The 16,896-nt window shown below is 59.9% G+C and carries 10 protein-coding genes; 3 read left to right on the top strand and 7 right to left on the bottom strand.

Annotated features, from left to right (window positions below; translation table 11 throughout):
• The first annotated feature begins 466 nt into the window (after positions 1–466).
• The gene (locus tag AC07VO_RS29745; protein ID WP_018930308.1) at positions 467–2,347 is read left to right on the top strand and encodes a methyl-accepting chemotaxis protein; all 1,881 of its coding nucleotides are present in this window, start codon (positions 467–469) and stop codon (positions 2,345–2,347) included.
• A gap of 121 nt (positions 2,348–2,468) precedes the next feature.
• On the opposite strand, the gene AC07VO_RS29750 is transcribed toward AC07VO_RS29745, so the two are convergent.
• The 5 genes from AC07VO_RS29750 to AC07VO_RS29770 all read right to left on the bottom strand — a co-directional run bounded on the left by AC07VO_RS29750 (position 2,469) and on the right by AC07VO_RS29770 (position 9,554).
• Entirely contained in the window at positions 2,469–2,936 is a 468-nt protein-coding gene (locus AC07VO_RS29750; RefSeq protein WP_086944205.1) for an SRPBCC family protein, read from the bottom strand.
• Between the two features lie 30 nt (positions 2,937–2,966).
• Positions 2,967–6,383, bottom strand: coding sequence for a non-ribosomal peptide synthetase (locus AC07VO_RS29755; protein WP_086944204.1), 3,417 nt, complete (start codon positions 6,381–6,383; stop codon positions 2,967–2,969).
• Positions 6,384–6,396: 13 nt separating this feature from the next.
• Positions 6,397–7,326, bottom strand: a complete 930-nt coding sequence (locus tag AC07VO_RS29760) for a diiron oxygenase (RefSeq protein WP_018930305.1) — start codon at positions 7,324–7,326, stop codon at positions 6,397–6,399.
• Entirely contained in the window at positions 7,323–8,099 is a 777-nt protein-coding gene (locus tag AC07VO_RS29765; RefSeq protein ID WP_019582916.1) for a DUF3050 domain-containing protein, read from the bottom strand. The genes AC07VO_RS29760 and AC07VO_RS29765 overlap by 4 nt, the downstream gene beginning before the upstream one ends.
• 744 nt (positions 8,100–8,843) lie before the next feature.
• Positions 8,844–9,554: a GntR family transcriptional regulator gene (locus AC07VO_RS29770; protein ID WP_086944203.1), complete on the bottom strand. Its 711-nt coding sequence runs from the start codon at positions 9,552–9,554 to the stop codon at positions 8,844–8,846.
• A gap of 266 nt (positions 9,555–9,820) precedes the next feature.
• Here AC07VO_RS29770 and lapG point away from each other — a divergent pair, with 266 nt between their 5' ends.
• Together lapG and lapD are read left to right on the top strand one after the other, a co-directional pair.
• Positions 9,821–10,513 (top strand): cysteine protease LapG, encoded by a 693-nt coding sequence (lapG, locus tag AC07VO_RS29775; protein WP_018930302.1) that lies wholly within the window; start codon positions 9,821–9,823, stop codon positions 10,511–10,513.
• Between the two features lie 14 nt (positions 10,514–10,527).
• The gene (gene lapD / locus AC07VO_RS29780; protein ID WP_086944202.1) at positions 10,528–12,474 is read left to right on the top strand and encodes a cyclic di-GMP receptor LapD; all 1,947 of its coding nucleotides are present in this window, start codon (positions 10,528–10,530) and stop codon (positions 12,472–12,474) included.
• Between the two features lie 48 nt (positions 12,475–12,522).
• On the opposite strand, the gene AC07VO_RS29785 is transcribed toward lapD, so the two are convergent.
• Both AC07VO_RS29785 and AC07VO_RS29790 read right to left on the bottom strand, forming a co-directional pair.
• A complete protein-coding gene (locus tag AC07VO_RS29785) occupies positions 12,523–12,861 on the bottom strand; it encodes a hypothetical protein (RefSeq protein ID WP_018930300.1) in 339 nt (112 codons plus the stop codon).
• A 147-nt stretch (positions 12,862–13,008) separates the two neighbouring features.
• The coding region (locus tag AC07VO_RS29790) for a beta strand repeat-containing protein (RefSeq protein WP_495007733.1) at positions 13,009–16,896 on the bottom strand (3,888 nt) is incomplete at its 5' end.

Raw genomic sequence — 16,896 nt, forward strand, 5'->3', positions numbered from 1 at the left:
CGATGCATCGCCGATGGTAGTGTGGGGTTTCCCCATGTGAGAGTAGGTCATCGTCAAGATTAAATTCCGAAACCCCTGTCTGCTTATGCAGACAGGGGTTTTGTCTTTCTGGGCTTATAGAAGTCTAAGTCTGAAGCGGGTCAAATCCAGGTCTGCGTGTCTCGCTACTCCTTCGAGCCAGTAGCATCAGATATAGACCCCCCCTCATCGATACACCACAGCCAAAACACCCAACACCGCGATCATGACGTGCGGTAAGCCCAATAATCCGTCCCTTCTAGCACGCCGTTCGGCGGTTATCTGACGAGTTTTGTACAAATCCTTAAGTTTTCTCCCGCTCGTGCCGAAAGACTGGTGAGACATGCGTGCACCAAAGTAGAGCGGCTTCAGAATGCCGTCTGCGCTGTTACATGGAATGTTGCAACCCGGAACGCATCCCCACTTTTGGCATAAGAAGTCCCATGAAATGAATCTCAAGTTCAGCCATAAAATCCTGCTGGCCGCTTCAGGCGTCGTGGTGTTGGCGTTTGCGTTGTTCACTTTGTACAACGACTATCTGCAACGAAACACCATTCGGCAAAACATCGAGTCCTCCGTTGAGCAAGCAGGCGACCTGACTGCCAGCAGCGTGCAGAACTGGATGAGCGGCCGCGTGCTGGTCCTGGAAAACCTCGCGCAGAACGTCGCCCATCAGGGTGCCAATGCTGACTTGCCAGGGCTGGTCGATCAACCGGCCCTCACCTCGAACTTCCAGTTCACCTACGTCGGGCAGGCCAATGGCATGTTCACCCAGCGCCCCGACGCGAAGATGCCAGACGGCTACGATCCGCGTCAGCGCCCCTGGTACAAACAAGCCGTGGTCGCCGACAAGACCATGCTGACCCCGCCTTATATGGCGGCGGTCGGCGGGCTGGTGGTGACCGTTGCCATACCGGTGAAAAAGAACAGCGAACTGCTGGGCGTGGTCGGCGGTGACCTGAGCCTGGAAACCCTGGTGAAAATCATCAACTCGGTGGACTTCGGTGGTATCGGTCACGCATTCCTGGTCAGTGCCGACGGTCAGGTGATCGTCAGTCCGGACAAAGACCAAGTGATGAAGAACCTGAAAGACATCTATCCGGGTTCCAGTGTTCGCATCGAGAAAGGCATCCAGGAAGTCGTACTGAACAAGCAGGACCGCATCCTCTCGTTCACACCGGTGAGCGGTTTGCCGAATGCCGAGTGGTACGTTGGTCTATCGATCGACAAGGCCAAGGCCTATGCACCACTGAGCCAGTTCCGCACCTCGGCGCTGATCGCGATGTTCATCGCTGTGACGGCCATTGCCGTGCTGCTGAGCTTGCTGATCAACGTGCTGATGCGTCCGCTGACCACGATGGGCCGTGCGATGCAGGACATCGCTCAGGGCGAGGGCGACCTGACCCGTCGTCTGGTCGTAGAAAGCAAAGACGAGTTCGGCGAGTTGGGTGGTTCCTTCAACCAGTTCGTGGAGCGGATTCACGCATCGATTTGCGAAGTGTCCTCGGCGACCCGCCAGGTTCATGATCTGTCGCAACGGGTGATGGCATCGTCCAACGCTTCTATCATCGGCTCCGACGAACAAAGCGCCCGCACCAACAGCGTGGCCGCGGCGATCAACCAATTGGGCGCCGCCACCCAGGAAATCGCCCGCAATGCCGCTGATGCTTCGCAACACGCCAGCGGCGCGAGCGAGCAGGCCGATGACGGCCGTCAGGTGGTGGAACAAACCATCCAGGCCATGACCGAGCTGTCGCAGAAAATCAGCCTGTCCTGCACGCAGATCGAAACCCTGAACGCGAGCACCGACAACATCGGCCACATTCTGGATGTGATCAAAGGCATCTCCCAGCAGACCAATTTGTTGGCGCTCAACGCGGCCATCGAAGCGGCCCGTGCCGGTGAGGCCGGTCGTGGTTTTGCGGTAGTGGCGGATGAGGTGCGCAACCTGGCTCATCGCACCCAGGAGTCGGCGGAAGAGATCCACAAGATGATCAGCTCGCTGCAGATCGGTTCTCGCGAGGCGGTGACTACGATGAACGCCAGTCAGGTGTCCAGCGAGCAGAGCGTCGAAGTAGCGAACCAGGCCGGCCTGCGACTGGTCAGCGTGACCCAGCGCATCGGCGAAATCGACGGCATGAACCAATCGGTGGCCGCGGCGACCGAAGAGCAGACGGCCGTGGTCGAAACCCTCAACGTCGACGTCAACCAGATCAACCTGCTGAACCAGCAGAGCGTGGCCAACCTCAATGAAACATTGAAGGATTGTGATGCGCTGTCCCAGCAGGCCAATCGTTTGAAGCAACTGGTTGATAGCTTCAAGATCTGATTGAGGTCAGTAGGATCGCGTTATCGTTCTTCGCGTGAGAGCCTCGCTCCTACAAGAGCTAACCTGTAGAAGCGAGGCTTGCCTGCGATAGCGGTAGATCAGTCACCGCTGAAACGAAGTGCTACACAAACAGCTTCACCACATTCCCCATCGCATCATCGGCAAACCCCTGAACGAACTGCTTGAACCCTGGCAGGGCCTCGGCGCCGCCCTGGGCCGGCTCGGCAATGATCGTCCAGGTCGCCCGCGACTTGTCTGTACCCAGGGATTCCACACTCATCGCTGCCCACAAATTGGCCACGCCCAAGGTGTTGTAGATCGTGGTCCAGGTCATGTTCAGCGCCTGGTCGTTGCGGGAGTTGAGCTGCTCGACCACCAGGTTGCCGTCCTTAAAGAACTTCTTGCGCAGCGACGACACACCTTCGCCGGTCATCTCGATGTGCGACAGCGCCGGAATGAATCGGTCGAAGCCGGCAAAATTGCCGACCACTGTCCAGACTCGCGCCGCGTCGGCCGGTACTTCCACCGAAGACACAACGTGGCAGCCTTGAGGGTTTTTGATCAGGGTATCGGGTTGCAGAGTATTCATGTTTTTTGCTCCGTGCGGGGTTAGGGTGAATCAGATGAAGTTGATTTCTTTGAGGTAGTCGCAGCCGCGTCGCAGCAGCGCCGGGGATTTTTCCGGGTAGTGCGCGCCCATCTGCCGTACACCGGCCTGGGCGTTGTCGTGGCCGATCATCGAGATGTCGCCGATGTCTTCCTCGAAGCCGTTGAGGTAGAAACCCAGCACGCCAAACAGCGCGTTATCACTGTCGACCCGGCCCAATTGCTGCTGCCAGTCGGCGACGCTGACCATCGAGAACTCCCGACCGGCTTCGCGAAAGGAAGCCACGTAGGTGTCCCAGCTCAGGGGTTCGGGGTTGTGCAGGTTGAACACCGCTTTTTCGGCCTGGTAACGGCTGGCATGGAAGGCGATGAAACGGGCGAGAAAATCCACCGGCATCAAGTCGAAATTCAGTGCGAACTCCGGTACCTGACCGAGCTGGATCGAGCCCTTGAGCATCAGCATCAGGCGATTCTTGTGTGGCTGGCAGACGCCGGTGAGGCTGTTGAAACTGATATTGCCGGGGCGATAAAGATTGACCCGAACCCCACGCTCCCGCGCCCTTTCGAGGATCCGCTCGCCGACCCATTTGGACAGGTTGTAGCCGTTCTTGATGTAGATCGGCGGTGTCTGCGCGGCGGGCAACTCCAGCACCCGGCCATCGTCGGAAATCGTGCTGGACGCCGAGAGCGTCGAGACGAAGTTGAAGATCTTCTTGCTGCGTCCTTCACACAGGCGCAGACACTCGAAAATCGGTTCGACGTTATCCCGCGCCAACGACTCGTAATCGAGGACGTGATTGACGTTGGCGGCGTTGTGCACCAGTGCGCCGAACTCTCGATCCAGCCGTTCGTAAACCGCTTCGCTGAGCCCCAGTTGCGGGCGAGTGATGTCTGCCGCGTAAACCTGCACCCGGCTCAGGTCCAGATGCTCCAGGCGGTTTTCCCGCAACGCATCCGCAAAGCGTTGCGCCGCCGATTGCCCACCGCCATCGCGCACCAGGCACGCCACTTCGCTGGCGCCCCAGGCCAGCAGCGCTTCGACGATATGCACACCGACAAAGCTGTTGGCGCCGGTGACGATCACCTTGTGCACATCGCCCATTCGGCTGATCGGCAGCGGCTCGATGTCCAGTTCACGGAAGGCGTCGGCCAGGGCTTTTTCACTCAACACTTCCTCGGTCCCGGAGCCGCGCACCAACGTCGCCAGCTTCGCAATCGTCGGCAGTTCGATGAAGCGGTTGATCGAGATACTGCGGCCGAACTCCTCACGCAAACGCAGGAGCATGCGCGACAGCAGGATCGAGTGCCCACCGAGGTTGAAGAAGCTTTCGTCGGTGGAAATGTCGCTGGCGGGCAGCTCCAGCAGCTCAGCCCAGATTTCCAACAACAGCGCTTCATCGGCGCTGGCGGGCAAACACCGTGGGCTGTTTTCGGTCACGTTGACGGGCAATTCCAGCAGCGCTTTGCGGTCGACCTTGCCGTTGCTGGCGAACGGCATGCTCGCCAGTTCGGTCCAGGCGATCGGCTGCATGTAGTCCGGTAAAAATTGCATGGCATGGGCTTTCAAGGCTTCGCGAGCGGCACCGGGTTGCGCTTCCTGGGGTTGCGCGAGAAAGGCCAGAATCCGTCGATGACAATCGATGACCACCGCCACCTGACGGTATAGCTGGCTGTCGCGCAGGCAGCGTTCGATCTCTTCCGGCTCGACCCGAAAGCCGCGAATCTTCACCTGATTGTCTCGCCGTCCGCACAGCTCGATACCGTCGGCGGTCCACTTGGCCATGTCGCCGGAGCGGTAGGCGCGCAGGCTCTGGCCGTTCGGAAGGTGCAGGTTCAGATAGCGTTCGGCAGTCTGCTGCGGATTGTTCAGGTAACCCAGGCACACCCCTGGGCCGACGATGTACAACTCACCGACGGTTTGCTCGGTCACCGGTTGCAAATCCTCATCGAGGATCAGCACCTGACTGTTGGCAATCGGTGCACCGAGGGTCCGGTTGCTGTCGCCGGTACGCAGTTGCCGCGCGGTGATCAGCACCGTGGCTTCGGTCGGGCCATAGAGGTTGTAGAGATTGCCTTGGCGGGTCAGTTGCTGGACTACGTAGGGTTCGCAGACATCGCCGCCGGTCATCACATGATCGAGGACCTGCAACTGATCCAGCGGCAGGATGCTCAGCAAGGCTGGCGGCAAAAAGGCATGGCTGAGTTGTTGGTGGCGGATCAGCTCGACCAGTTGCAGCGGGTCGCGACGTTGGTCCTCGTTGGGCACGATCAGCTCTGCACCCTGCAGCAGGGTCGGGAAGATATCGATCAATGACGAGTCGAAACTCAACGATGAAAACTGCAACGCCCGGCTCTGTTCGGTCAGCTGCACGTAGTCGGCGTACCACGCGGTGAAGTGCGCGAGGTTGGCCTGGCTGAGCAGCACGCCTTTGGGGTGACCTGTGGTGCCCGAGGTGTAGAGCGCCATGCATGGCGCGTCGAGATCGGGGCGTTGGCGCATCAAGGGTTGATCGAGGTTCACATCGCCACTGTCGATACGGCTGATGTCCAGCCCCGGCATCGTCTCGCTGAGTGGATGCTCTCCGTCATGCAGCAACAACACCGCTCCAGCGTTTTCCAGAATGTACTGCTGACGTTGCAGCGGGTGGCTCGGCTCCAGCGGCAGGTACACCGCGCCGCTGCCGAGGATCGCCAGAATCCCCGCATACAACGCACTGCATTTTGGCAGGCAAACTCCGACCACCAGAGGCCCTTGATGCTGATCGAGCAACGGTTGCAATCGCTGTTGGATGGCGCGGCTGTGGGCGTGCAGTTCTCGATAGGTCAGCGACGTGCCGGCGATGTTCAGCGCCGCACGCTCGGCAGACTGAATAAAGCGCTGTTCAAGCCGCTCGATCATCGGGATCTGCCCAAGTTGCAGAAGTCGTGGTTCTGCCGTGTTGTTGAGACGGTGGACGAAGGCCAGGTGCTCTAAAAACAGCAGGTTTTCCACCTGTTCGAAGTGCGCGGAAATCGTCGGCTCGGCCTGCAGGAAATAGTCGGCATCCCGGGAGAAGCGGCTGACCAGCAGCGCCACATGATCGACCAGCTCGGCCACCGCTCGCAGGCGCAATGCCTGGCCGTTGCCGGACAACTCTTCGGCGACCGGCACGCGACTCAACGGCGTCGAGTTGTACGTGCACAGCAGGTCCAGCGGTGGCAGCCCGCTAGTTCCCGACACCCCGACACCCACTTGCAGCATCAGGTGCGGCGCATTGCCGAAGTCCCGAAATGGCAGGCTCGCATCGTCGATCAGCAAATCAAATAGGCCTGGCGGTGGTTCTTCCACATTCGCAAGTCGCGCCAGTGAATGACCGTGTTGTTCGAGCTCCAGCGCCAGTTCGGTCAGGGCCTGGCTTTGCCCGATGAGCAAAATATCGAGACGTCTCATGATGTTCTCCTCGTTAAACCAGGTAGTCGCTCAGGGCGCTTTGCACGCACGGTGAATCGAGCAGCGAACTGCTGCGGAAAAACCGCACGATGTTGGCAACCAGCGGGTGATGGCGATTGATCGGGAAGGCCAGCCCCGACATTTCGCTCTTGAGGGCCTGACGTGCTGCGTCGCTGATCTGCAAGGCGTCGATCAGGCGGAAGTCGAAGGACTTCTGGATGTCGTTGGTCAGGTAATGGCCGATGAACACCGGCAGGATGTGCGCGATGCACTGGCGATCGTCTTCGCTTGCGGTGTGCCAGTAGATGCGCACCAACCGCGACCAGAACCCGGAATGACGGCCCTCGTCCAGCAAGTGGTCGGCCATCAGGCCTTTGATCGATTGCTTGACCGTGTCGTCCTTGGCGAACGCCGCCACATCGCCGGTCACGGTGTTCTCGGCGATGGCCACGCAGATCAGTTCCACGGCACTGCGCAGGTGCTCCGGTGCGAGGGCCACGGCCGCCGGGATGGCACGGCTCAGTTCGATTTCATCCGGCAGTTCGATGGGGGTGATGCCGGTCATGGCGACGGTCTGCTGCATGAAGTCCATGGCCACCAGGGCGTGGTAATCCTCGTCCACCACCACGGTCATGGCGTCGTAGCGACAGGCGAACGGGAACGCCACGCTGAAGCGGTTTTTAGCGATGCTGCGGGCGGTCTTGTCGACGATCTCGGTTTCGAAAATCACCACGTCATTGATGAACTTGTAGAGCGTCTGTACCAGGGCGAAATCCCGTTGTTCCGGGCATTCGCGCAGGAAGGTTTCGCTCAGCACCAGCGGCTGGCGGCTCAGCGGATAGATCAGCTTGTCGTCGTTCTCCAGCACACGCCGGGGGCGGGTGCGAATGGTTGCGCGGCTTTCCCAGGCGTCGGCGAAGGATTGGTAGTCGGCGGCGTTCATGCGTTCACCTCGGCAACCGGTTCGCTCATGCTCAGGCGCAAGCCGTCCCACAGCGCGATGCGACTTTCCACGGCGGCGATGGCGCTGGCGTATACGTCTTCTTCGCGCTGCGGATCGCCATTGACCAGGCGTGCGAGGAGTTTTTCCGCCGCCGGGCCGTGGTCTTCGGAGTCGACTTCGATGTGCCGTTCCAGGTAGTAACGGAAGGTCGGCGCTTGTTCGATGCCAATGCCCCAGTCGTCGAGAATCCGCTGGAACATCTGCGGGATGACACTCTCGCGGCCGTGCAGAAACGCCGCCGCCACACTATGCCCCGGCGCATGCAACGCGGTGTGCAAGGTGTGGCGTACGAACTGTGCGGCCGCCGGGTCGACGTCCACGCTTTGCAAGGCCACGTCGTAGCTCACGCCTTCTTTTTGCAACGCCACGAAGCGTTCGACGGCGACCGTGCTTGCACCGACTTCGCGCATCGCATCCAGGTACAACTCGAAATGGCTGTAGTGACCTTGGGCGGGACGATCATCGGACTCTTCACCGAGCACGATTTCGTTGATCAGACGCGCGGCCTGCGGATCTCGTGGCGGTAGCCAGGGCAGCTGAACGCAGGTCAGTTCCTGTTGCAGGCGTTTGGTCAGCGACATGAAATCCCACACTGCGAACACATGGGTTTCCATGAAGCGTTGAAGCACCGATAACGAATGTATTTCAGAAAAGATCGGGTGCGCACTAAGTTCTGCTTTCTTCTGATTAAGACGATCTTTAGTCGGTTTCATGAGCGAGCCTATAAGTGATCTGGAATACCGTTGAGGGGGTGTTGATCAATAAGTAACGGTTGCTTGAAGTTTTCTATTGGCGAGCGGGTGCCTCAATTGAATTGATGCTTATTAGGGTTATGCAATCGCTGAGTAGTGCTTGGCCCCGGTGTTTGTGGGCGGCGGAGAAAAACTAATGCATGAATAAAGTGTCGGGCAAGTGTTTTTTTAATTAATTGAAAGTTTAACTTTTTCGAGTGCGACAAGTTCCAATAAGACTTTTATATAAAGTTTTATTTGGGCGTAGTTGCTCCTTTCGGCGTATATAAGCCAAAATTCAAATAAAGAGTGAATGCCTCACTCGAAGCAACTTTCTACTTGGGTCATTGATGTGATCTGAGGGGGTGGAAGTTGGCTGGGAGCGACGCCGGTTCTTCCTTTCCCGTGACAAGACTCCTTCCGTTGGTTCTTGTGGTGCGGGTGACTGCTCCGGGGTGCGGTGCGTCGCCCGTCATTATTCGTTGGCAGCTCAAGAGTGAGCGTAATTCACGGCGCTCGCTATCACCCCTGCATGATCTGATAGGTGCAATTATCGGGCTCGTGGGTGACAGGGCTTTGGGAGTGGGCATGAAGTCGCTGCACACCGGCGCGGTGTGGGCGAAAGGGGGATTTGTAAGCAGATTTGTTCGTCGAGCAGTCCAGGGGCGGATCAACCAGAAATCGCGGCGAGCCGTTCAATGGCTCGCTCGGGGTTGTCACCGCGGTTTACTTCGAGGTTTTCCTGCGCTGCGCCTCAGGGCTTGCGAGGTAGTGCGTAATGACTTCGACACCCCGGTTGAGGTGGTTTTCGAGCAACATCACCGAGTGCTCGATATCCCGGTCCTCGGCGGCCCGCAACAGCGCTCGGTGATCCTCCTGGGACAGTTTGCCCAGGCCCATGGCTTCCAGGTTGAAACGCAGGAAGCGTTCCTCTTCGTTCAACCCGTCTTCGACCAGCTTCAGCAGCCGCTGGTTGGTGGCTTTGTTGTAAAGCGCCATGTGGAACAGGCGATTGAGCCGGCCGATCTCGGTGTAGTCGTGTTCCGTTTCCAACTCGTCGATGTAGTGTGCAGCCTGTTTGAAATCGGCGTCTTCAAGCAGGGGGATCGACCGACGCAAGGCTTCGGACTCCAGCAGGATCCGCAACTCATACGTCTCTGCCGCATCGCCCTGAACCAACGGTGCGACCACCGCGCCTTTATGGGCGATCACGTTGAGCAGCGCTTGCGCTTCAAGCTGGCGCAAGGCTTCGCGCACCGGCATGCGGCTAACGCCGAACAGGTCGGCGAGGTCTTGCTGACGCAGGGCGGTGCCGCAAGGAATGCGACCGTCGAGAATGGCCGCGCGCAGGGTTTCTTCGATCACCGAGCGTGCCAGATGAGCGGGAATCGGCCCGTTGACCTTGATGCTGCTGAGAGGGTTGGGCTTCTGTGTCACGACAAACGCACCCTGATTGGCTGAAGTATTTGGATCCAAATGGACACTAGTGACTGCCTGACGGGTTGTCAAACGGTCAAAAGGCGCAGTCTTCGGCAGCTCCTGCAGACTTCGCCACAGGAGTTGCCGAAGGCTGCGATCTTTTTATTGCACCCGTAATGCAAAGTTTAGCGTGTTGGCGGTGATCTCACCGTGCCATTGTCTTTTAGCAGACTAACCTTCACCATCAAGCCAGATTTCCATCTGCCTGATCTGGATGCCTCGCATTGGCGGTACGTTTCGCGATCCCTCGGACTTTGCGCTGGCTAGGCTGCGCACTGCTGCTGGCCGGCGTCATGCTGGGCGGGCTGCATGCCGACTGGGATTTTTCGCTGATCAGCCGTCGTGCGCAGGCATTGTACGGGCCTTTGGGTGAAGGGCGGCAGCGCATTGATGCCTGGCAGCAGTTGCTGGCCACGCAAAAACAAGTCGGCGAGCTGGAGCAGCTCAACGTGGTCAACCAGTTCTTCAACAGGCAGATGCGCTACGAAGAAGACATCGACCTGTGGCACGAGGTCGATTATTGGGAAACTCCCATCGAAGCCTTGTGGAAGGGCGCCGGCGATTGCGAAGACTACGCTATCGCCAAGTATTTCAGTCTGCGTCATCTTGGTGTCTCCAGTGACAAGCTGCGCATTACCTACGTCAAGGCTTTGCGCCTGAACCGCGCGCACATGGTGCTGACCTACTACGCGAGCCCCGAGGCCATGCCTTTGGTGCTCGACAGCCTGATCGATGCAATCAAGCCCGCCAACCAGCGAACCGATTTGCTGCCGGTCTACTCTTTCAATGCCGAAGGGTTGTGGCTGCCGGGTGCCAAGGGCAACAAGAAGGTCGGAGACACCAAACGCCTGTCTCGCTGGCAGGACGTGTTGAAGAAAATGCAGGCCGAAGGTTTCCCGGTCGAGACGATTAACTAGGAGCACGCGCTCAGATGTCTTTGTTCAAACAGCTGTTGATCGCTATTTGTCTGTTCCTGGTGGTCGCCTTCACCGGCAGCTTCATGGTCAGTCTGGAAAGCTCTCGCACCCAGTACGTCAACCAGTTGCGTTCTCACGCCCAGGACGCCGCGACGGCATTGGCGCTGTCCCTGACGCCGACCATCGACGACCCGGCGATGGTCGAGTTGCTGGTCAGCTCGATCTTCGACAGCGGTTACTACGCGAGCATCCGCGTGGTCGATCTGGCCAATGACAAGACGATTGTCGAGCGCAGCGGCATCCCCGCGGTCACCAACGTGCCCGACTGGTTCGTCAAACTGATCGGCCTGGAACCGGCCGGTGGCGATGCGATTGTCAGCCGTGGCTGGGAGCAGGCCGCGCGGGTCGAGGTGGTCAGCCATCCGATGTTCGCGTTGGCCAAGCTGTGGCAGAGCGCGTTGGGCAGCCTCGGCTGGTTGCTGCTCTGCGGCGCGGTGAGTGCGGTGCTGGGCGCGTTGTTGCTGCGTCGGCAACTGAAGCCGCTGGACTACATGGTCAAGCAATCCCATGCCATTGCTCGCCGGGAATTCTTAAGCCTGCCAGAACTGCCGCGCACCCCGGAACTGCGCCGGGTGGTGCAGGCCATGAACCAGATGGTCGAGAAGCTCAAGGCGCTGTTCCAGGAGCAGGCCGAACGCAGTGAAAAGCTGCGGGCCGAGTCCTATCAGGACAACCTGACCGGCCTGGCCAACCGGCGCTATTTCGAAATGCAATTGAACGCGCGTTTGAACAACTCGGAGCAGGCCAGCTCCGGTTATTTGCTGCTGTTGCGGGTGAAGGATCTGGCCGGTTTGAACCAGCGGCTGGGCGGTCAGCGTACCGATGAATTGTTGAAAGCGGTCGGCGAGCAGTTGTCCCGCGAGTGTGCCAAGTACCCGGAAACCCAGAACCTCGTGACGCGTATTCGTGGCGGGGAATTCGCCGTGCTGGCACCGGGGCTGGTGCGTGAAGAAGCGCTGCAACTGGCGAGTAATCTCGAAAGTGCCTTGGGGAGCCTGCATGCGACGGGCGCCACGGACGTGGCTTCGGTGGCTTCAATCGGGTTGGCGCCGTTTGCCCATGGCGACTCGCCGCAAGCGGTGATCGGGTTGGCGGATCAGGCACTGGCCCAGGCAGAAAGCCAGGGTGAACCGAGCTGGGCATGCCTCGATCAGGGCGCGCCGGCGCGGGTTGGCGACGATCACCACGCCTGGCACACCCTGCTGGATCAGGCGTTGGACCAGCAGCGTTTCGAGCTGTATTTCCAGCCGGTGGTGGCCAGCCACGACACAGAGTTGGTGCTGCATTACAAAGTGCTGTCGCGCCTGCTCGACGAGCAGGACCAGACCATTCCCGCCGGGCGTTTCTTGCCATGGCTTGAGCGTTTCGGCTGGACCGCGCGACTGGACCGTTTGATGCTGGAGTTGGTGCTCGAGCAGATGGTCGACCATGAGGAGTCGCTGGCGCTGAACCTGTCTTCGGCGACACTGGCGGACCCGCAGGCGCTGAACGCAGTGTTCGATATCCTGCGTCAGCATTCGAATCTTGGCGAACGACTGACCCTGGAAATCGGCGAAGAGCAACTGCCCGAGCAGGCGGTACTGGAGCAGCTGACGCGGCGTTTGCGTGAGCTTGGGTTCTCGCTGAGTCTGCAGCGTTTTGGTGGGCGCTTCAGCATGATCGGCAACCTGGCGCGGCTGGGGCTGGCGTATCTGAAGATCGACGGCAGTTACATCCGCGCGATTGATCAGGAGAGCGACAAGCGTCTGTTCATCGAGGCGATTCAGCGAGCGGCGCACAGCATCGATTTGCCGTTGATTGCCGAGCGGGTCGAGACCGAAGGGGAGTTGTCGGTGATTCGCGAGATGGGGTTGTACGGGGTTCAGGGGCAGTTGTTTGGTGAGCCGAAGCCTTGGCAGTAGCCCGCTCATCATTCCCACGCAGAGCGTGGGAATGATCGGCGTCAGGGGTTAAATCAACCCCGTCTCATCATCATCGATCAACTGGCTCAACCCGCCCAACGCCTCACGTGCCTGGGTCCGGTCCATCAGCTTGGCTTGCGCAGCCGGCGGCAGGTCGGTGACGCGGATCACGCCTTTTTGGGTCAGCACCTGAATCAAGTCGTCGAGTACCCGAATCATCTCCAGGTCGCTCTGCTTGAGCTGCTTGAGGCTGGTCTCCACCACTTCGTGGGCAAACCAGGCCTGGATTTCATGGTGGTCGGCCGGCAGCGTTTCCGTGGCCTCGGCGTAGGCCGTGGCTTCCACGCGCACTAACTGACCTTGCGCATCGCGTTGCACGTAAAACATTAAGCATCCCTCGGAAATGGACCAGCGTCGTGCTGTCAGCAGCATAGGCCAACGCAGGCGAGTATGCGGTGCGACGACGAAATCGTCACCCGTGAGGTGTGGGCATACATGACGGCCGCCCGGTTGGGGCGGCCGTCAGCCTGCGTATCAGCTGTTGTTGTGATCGATCTTGATGGTCGGGTCACTACCGGCAATCAGCGAGTTGATGCTGGCGCTGGACCAATTGTTACCTTCCAGTTTGATCGTCACGTCCGGGGTGGTCGCTGCGGCATCGGCGCCGTTGAACTTGCCGGCGGAGCTGACTTGCAGGGACGACACGCCGTCCACGGTGGTGATCTTCAGGAAGTGGTCAATCGTGCTGCCGCTTTCACCCTGCAACAAATCACGCAGGTCGATGCGGTCGCCTTCGCTGGCCTTGAAGTCCTTGATCACGTCGCTGCCGGTGTCGCCAGCCTTCCAGATGAAGGTGTCGGCACCTGAGCCGCCAATCAGGATGTCGTTACCTTGGCCGCCGATCAGCGAGTCATTGCCGGTGCCGCCGAGCAGGATGTCATTGCCCTTGCCGCCGTCGAGGAGGTCGTTGCCGCCCTGGCCGAAGAGAATGTCGTTGCCCGCGCCACCCAGCAGCGTGTCGTTACCATCGTGAGCGCCAGACACGTCGAACGCGGTGTAGTGCTCGGTGATGTACTGGTGCACGTTGCTGGTGGTGACTTTGCTGACGTCGACGCCGGTTTGCTGGGCGACGAACGCCTGCATCGCCTGATAACCCTCGCCGGCAATGCCATTGAAGCTCACCAGATCGCCGAACAGGAGGTCGTTGCCGTCACCGCCGCTGACCGTGTCGGCACCCGGCATTGTCGCTTCGGTATGGCCGATGATCGAGTTGGCCAGGTCCTTGGGGTCGATGTTGGTTTGTGGCGTTTGATCCGAATCGTACGGCTTGAGGTCGGTGAGGGTGACGTCCTTGTTCAGGCCGATGGCCTCCACCGTCGACACGTTGCTCAGCAACGTGAAGCTGCTGCCGGAGTTGTCGATGGTAGTGGAATCGGTGCTGCTGCCGGTGCCATCGCGATAGGACAATTCGTACGTACCGTTACCCTCGGCATGCAGGGTGCCCAGTTCGGAACTGCTCCAGCGACCAGAGTTTTTCAGAGTCTGCAGCGTGACGTTGCCGGCGCTGTCGATGCTCAGGTAGTGAGTGCTGTCCAGATAGTTGGAATAGGTCTGCCCCAACTTGTAGTTGGTGGTGGTGATGACATCATCGAGCTTCACGTTGCCGTACAAGGTCGGGTTGGTCTGCTCGCCGCTCTGGTAGTAGGTCGGCTTGCCATCGGTGATGAAGTACGTGAGGTTCTTCGCACCGGTGTTGGCAATGGCGTCAGCACTCTGGAACCAATTGGCCGTGGTTTTGAACACGTCCTCGTAGTTGGTGCCGCCGCCCGACGACATCGAATCCAGAACGGATTTGAGCAAGGTCAGCGCGTTCGGGTCGTTCAGGTTCACCGACACTGATTTGTTGACCTGAGTATCGAAGTCCACCAGGAAGATATTCACGGTCCCGGAGTTGCCGCCCAGGCTTTGCTTGAGGGTGTTGAACACCGCCGTCAACGAATCCTTGGCGGCATTGATCGACGTGCTGCTCATGCTGCCCGAGCTGTCGACCATGAACGCGATGTTGTAATTGGTGCCTGGCACCACGGTCAGCCCGCCGATGTCGGCGATCATGATGTCGTTGCCGTCGGTGCCGGTGATCGTGTCGTCGGCCGCCGTGGCGGTCACGGCGTTGTAGACCGCCGGGTATACCGTGACCGGAATCTGCGCGGTGCTCAGTGCCGAACCGCCGAGTGCTTCGGTGGATGTCGAGGTCACGGTCAGGGTGAACTGGCCGTTGTAGTACGGCGGCGGGGTGACGGTCAGGCTGCCGAGGTTCCAGCCGGTAACGTTGGCTTCGCCATTGGTGGTGGTGAAGGTGTGGCCCGCGCCATCGCTGAGCACGGAGCCCGCCGGCATGCCGCTGATCTTCACGCTCAGGCTTTCAGAGCCGTCGGTGTCGGTCAGTGCGGTCTTGATCGCGGACAGGTGAACGCTGGTGCCTTCGGCGCCTTCGTTGAGTTTGTAGCCGTTGTAGTAGCCTTCGCCATTGGTGCCGTGCAGGTCGGAAACCGTCACGCCAGAGGCGGCCAGATCCGCCACGCCGGTGTACAGCGGCACGCCGGCGCTGCTCAGGTCGACCGCTGTACCGCCGTTGACCGACAGGTTGACGTCATAGCTGCCGGGGCCACTCTGGTTGTGGTGGTAGATGTCCAGGGTGTAGTAACCGCTGGTGGTCGGGGTGAACGAACCATTCAGCTTGCCGCCTGCACCCCAAGTCGTCGCGGCCACGTTCTGGCCGCCGATGGTCACCAACAGGCTGTCATCGCCGGTACCGCTGAAGGTGTACGTCTTGCCGGCTTCGAGGTAGATCAGGCCGGAGGTTTTCGAGGCCGTGCCGGCGGTGACACCGCCGTCGGACTGAACGTTGGTCACGGTGCCGGTGGAGTTCGGGGTGCCTGCGGCGTCGATGACTGATTTCAGCGTGCCGGACGGCGCGCCGCTGCCATCGGTGCCCAGGCCCGACAGACCGGTCCAGACTTCCTTGGTCAGGCCGGTGGACTTGACGCTGTTGTCCGCGACGCTCAGGGATGGCGCGTCAGCAACCGGTGTGATGTCGATTTTCACCGTGCCGGTGTTGCCCAACAGTTGACCGTCGGTGGGCTGGAACTTGATCTGCGCGTAGTCCGCCTGGTTATTGCCCACGCCGCTGCCGTTGTAGCCATCAACACCCGATTCGTTGGCATCCGGAGTGAAGCGCAACTTGCCGGCGTCGATGTCGGCCTTGCTGATGGTCTGGTTGGTCGTTACGTCTTTCCAGGTCGTACCGTCCAGGTACTGCAATTTGCCGTCGCCCGGCAGCTGAGTGATTTTCACCCCCAGGTTGGCGGTCGGGCTGTCGACATCGCTGACGCCGAAGGTCGACCAGCCGAGGATCAACGGTGTGTCTTCGGTGCCGGTGACGTTAACTGGCGCGGCGGTCGGTGCGTCATTCACGGCCACCACGTTGACCGTGGTGGTTGCGGTGTTGGAGTAATTGCTGCCATCGGTCACCGTCACGGTGATGATCCGCGGCACGGTGCTTGGATCCTCACTGCTGTTGGTGAAGTTGATGTTTTTGATCTGCTGCATGTAGTCGGCCAGCGTCGCGTTGCCCGACAGGGTCAGGGTGACCGTACCGTCCTGGCTGTTGGCGTTGATGCTGATGCCATTGACACTGTTGCCGAGGTTCAGCGCATCGCCCGGCTGACGGTTGGTCAGCACGATAGTGGCGCCGGTCAGCATCGTGCTGTCCGGGTCGGTGATGCTCAGGTCGGTGTCGCCGATCGAGACGCCCTGGCCGGTGGTGCCTTCGGTGAAGGTCACGTTGTAGTTGGCCCCGGTGGCGCCGCTGGAGTTGTTGGCGTCCAGGTCGAGAACCGGCGCGGCATCGTTGTCGATGATCGAGGTGCTGACGCTGCCGTTGGTGCTGCTGACCGCGAGGTTTTCGAAGTTGCCGCCGGTGGCCGAGTCGATCTTGACCACGAAGTTCTCGGTACCCTCGGTGAGCTTGTCGTCCAGCGTCGCGACGTTGAAGCTCGCGCTGCTGGCACCGGCCGGGATCTTCACGGTGTACACGCCGGTGAAGTCCGAACCGTCGGCGGCGGTACCGCTGTAGACGATTTTCAGGGTCACTTCGGTCTGCGCCGGGTGGGTCAGGCTGACAGTGTAACTGGCGGTCTGGCCTTCGGTCACCGAGGTACTGCCGCTGATGCTGACTTCGGTTTTGTCGATGGTATCGGTGACGGTGGTGACCGCCGGGGCAGTGTTCGGCACCAGGTTCTCGAAATTGCCACCGGTGGCGGTGGAGATGGTGGCCTGGACCGTGCCCGCATCCTTGTAAACGTCATCGGATGGAGCCGGGACGGTCACGGTGCCGGTGGTTTTACCGGCGTCGATGGTGAT

This window comes from Pseudomonas sp. GW821-FHT03E01 (assembly GCF_059420765.1).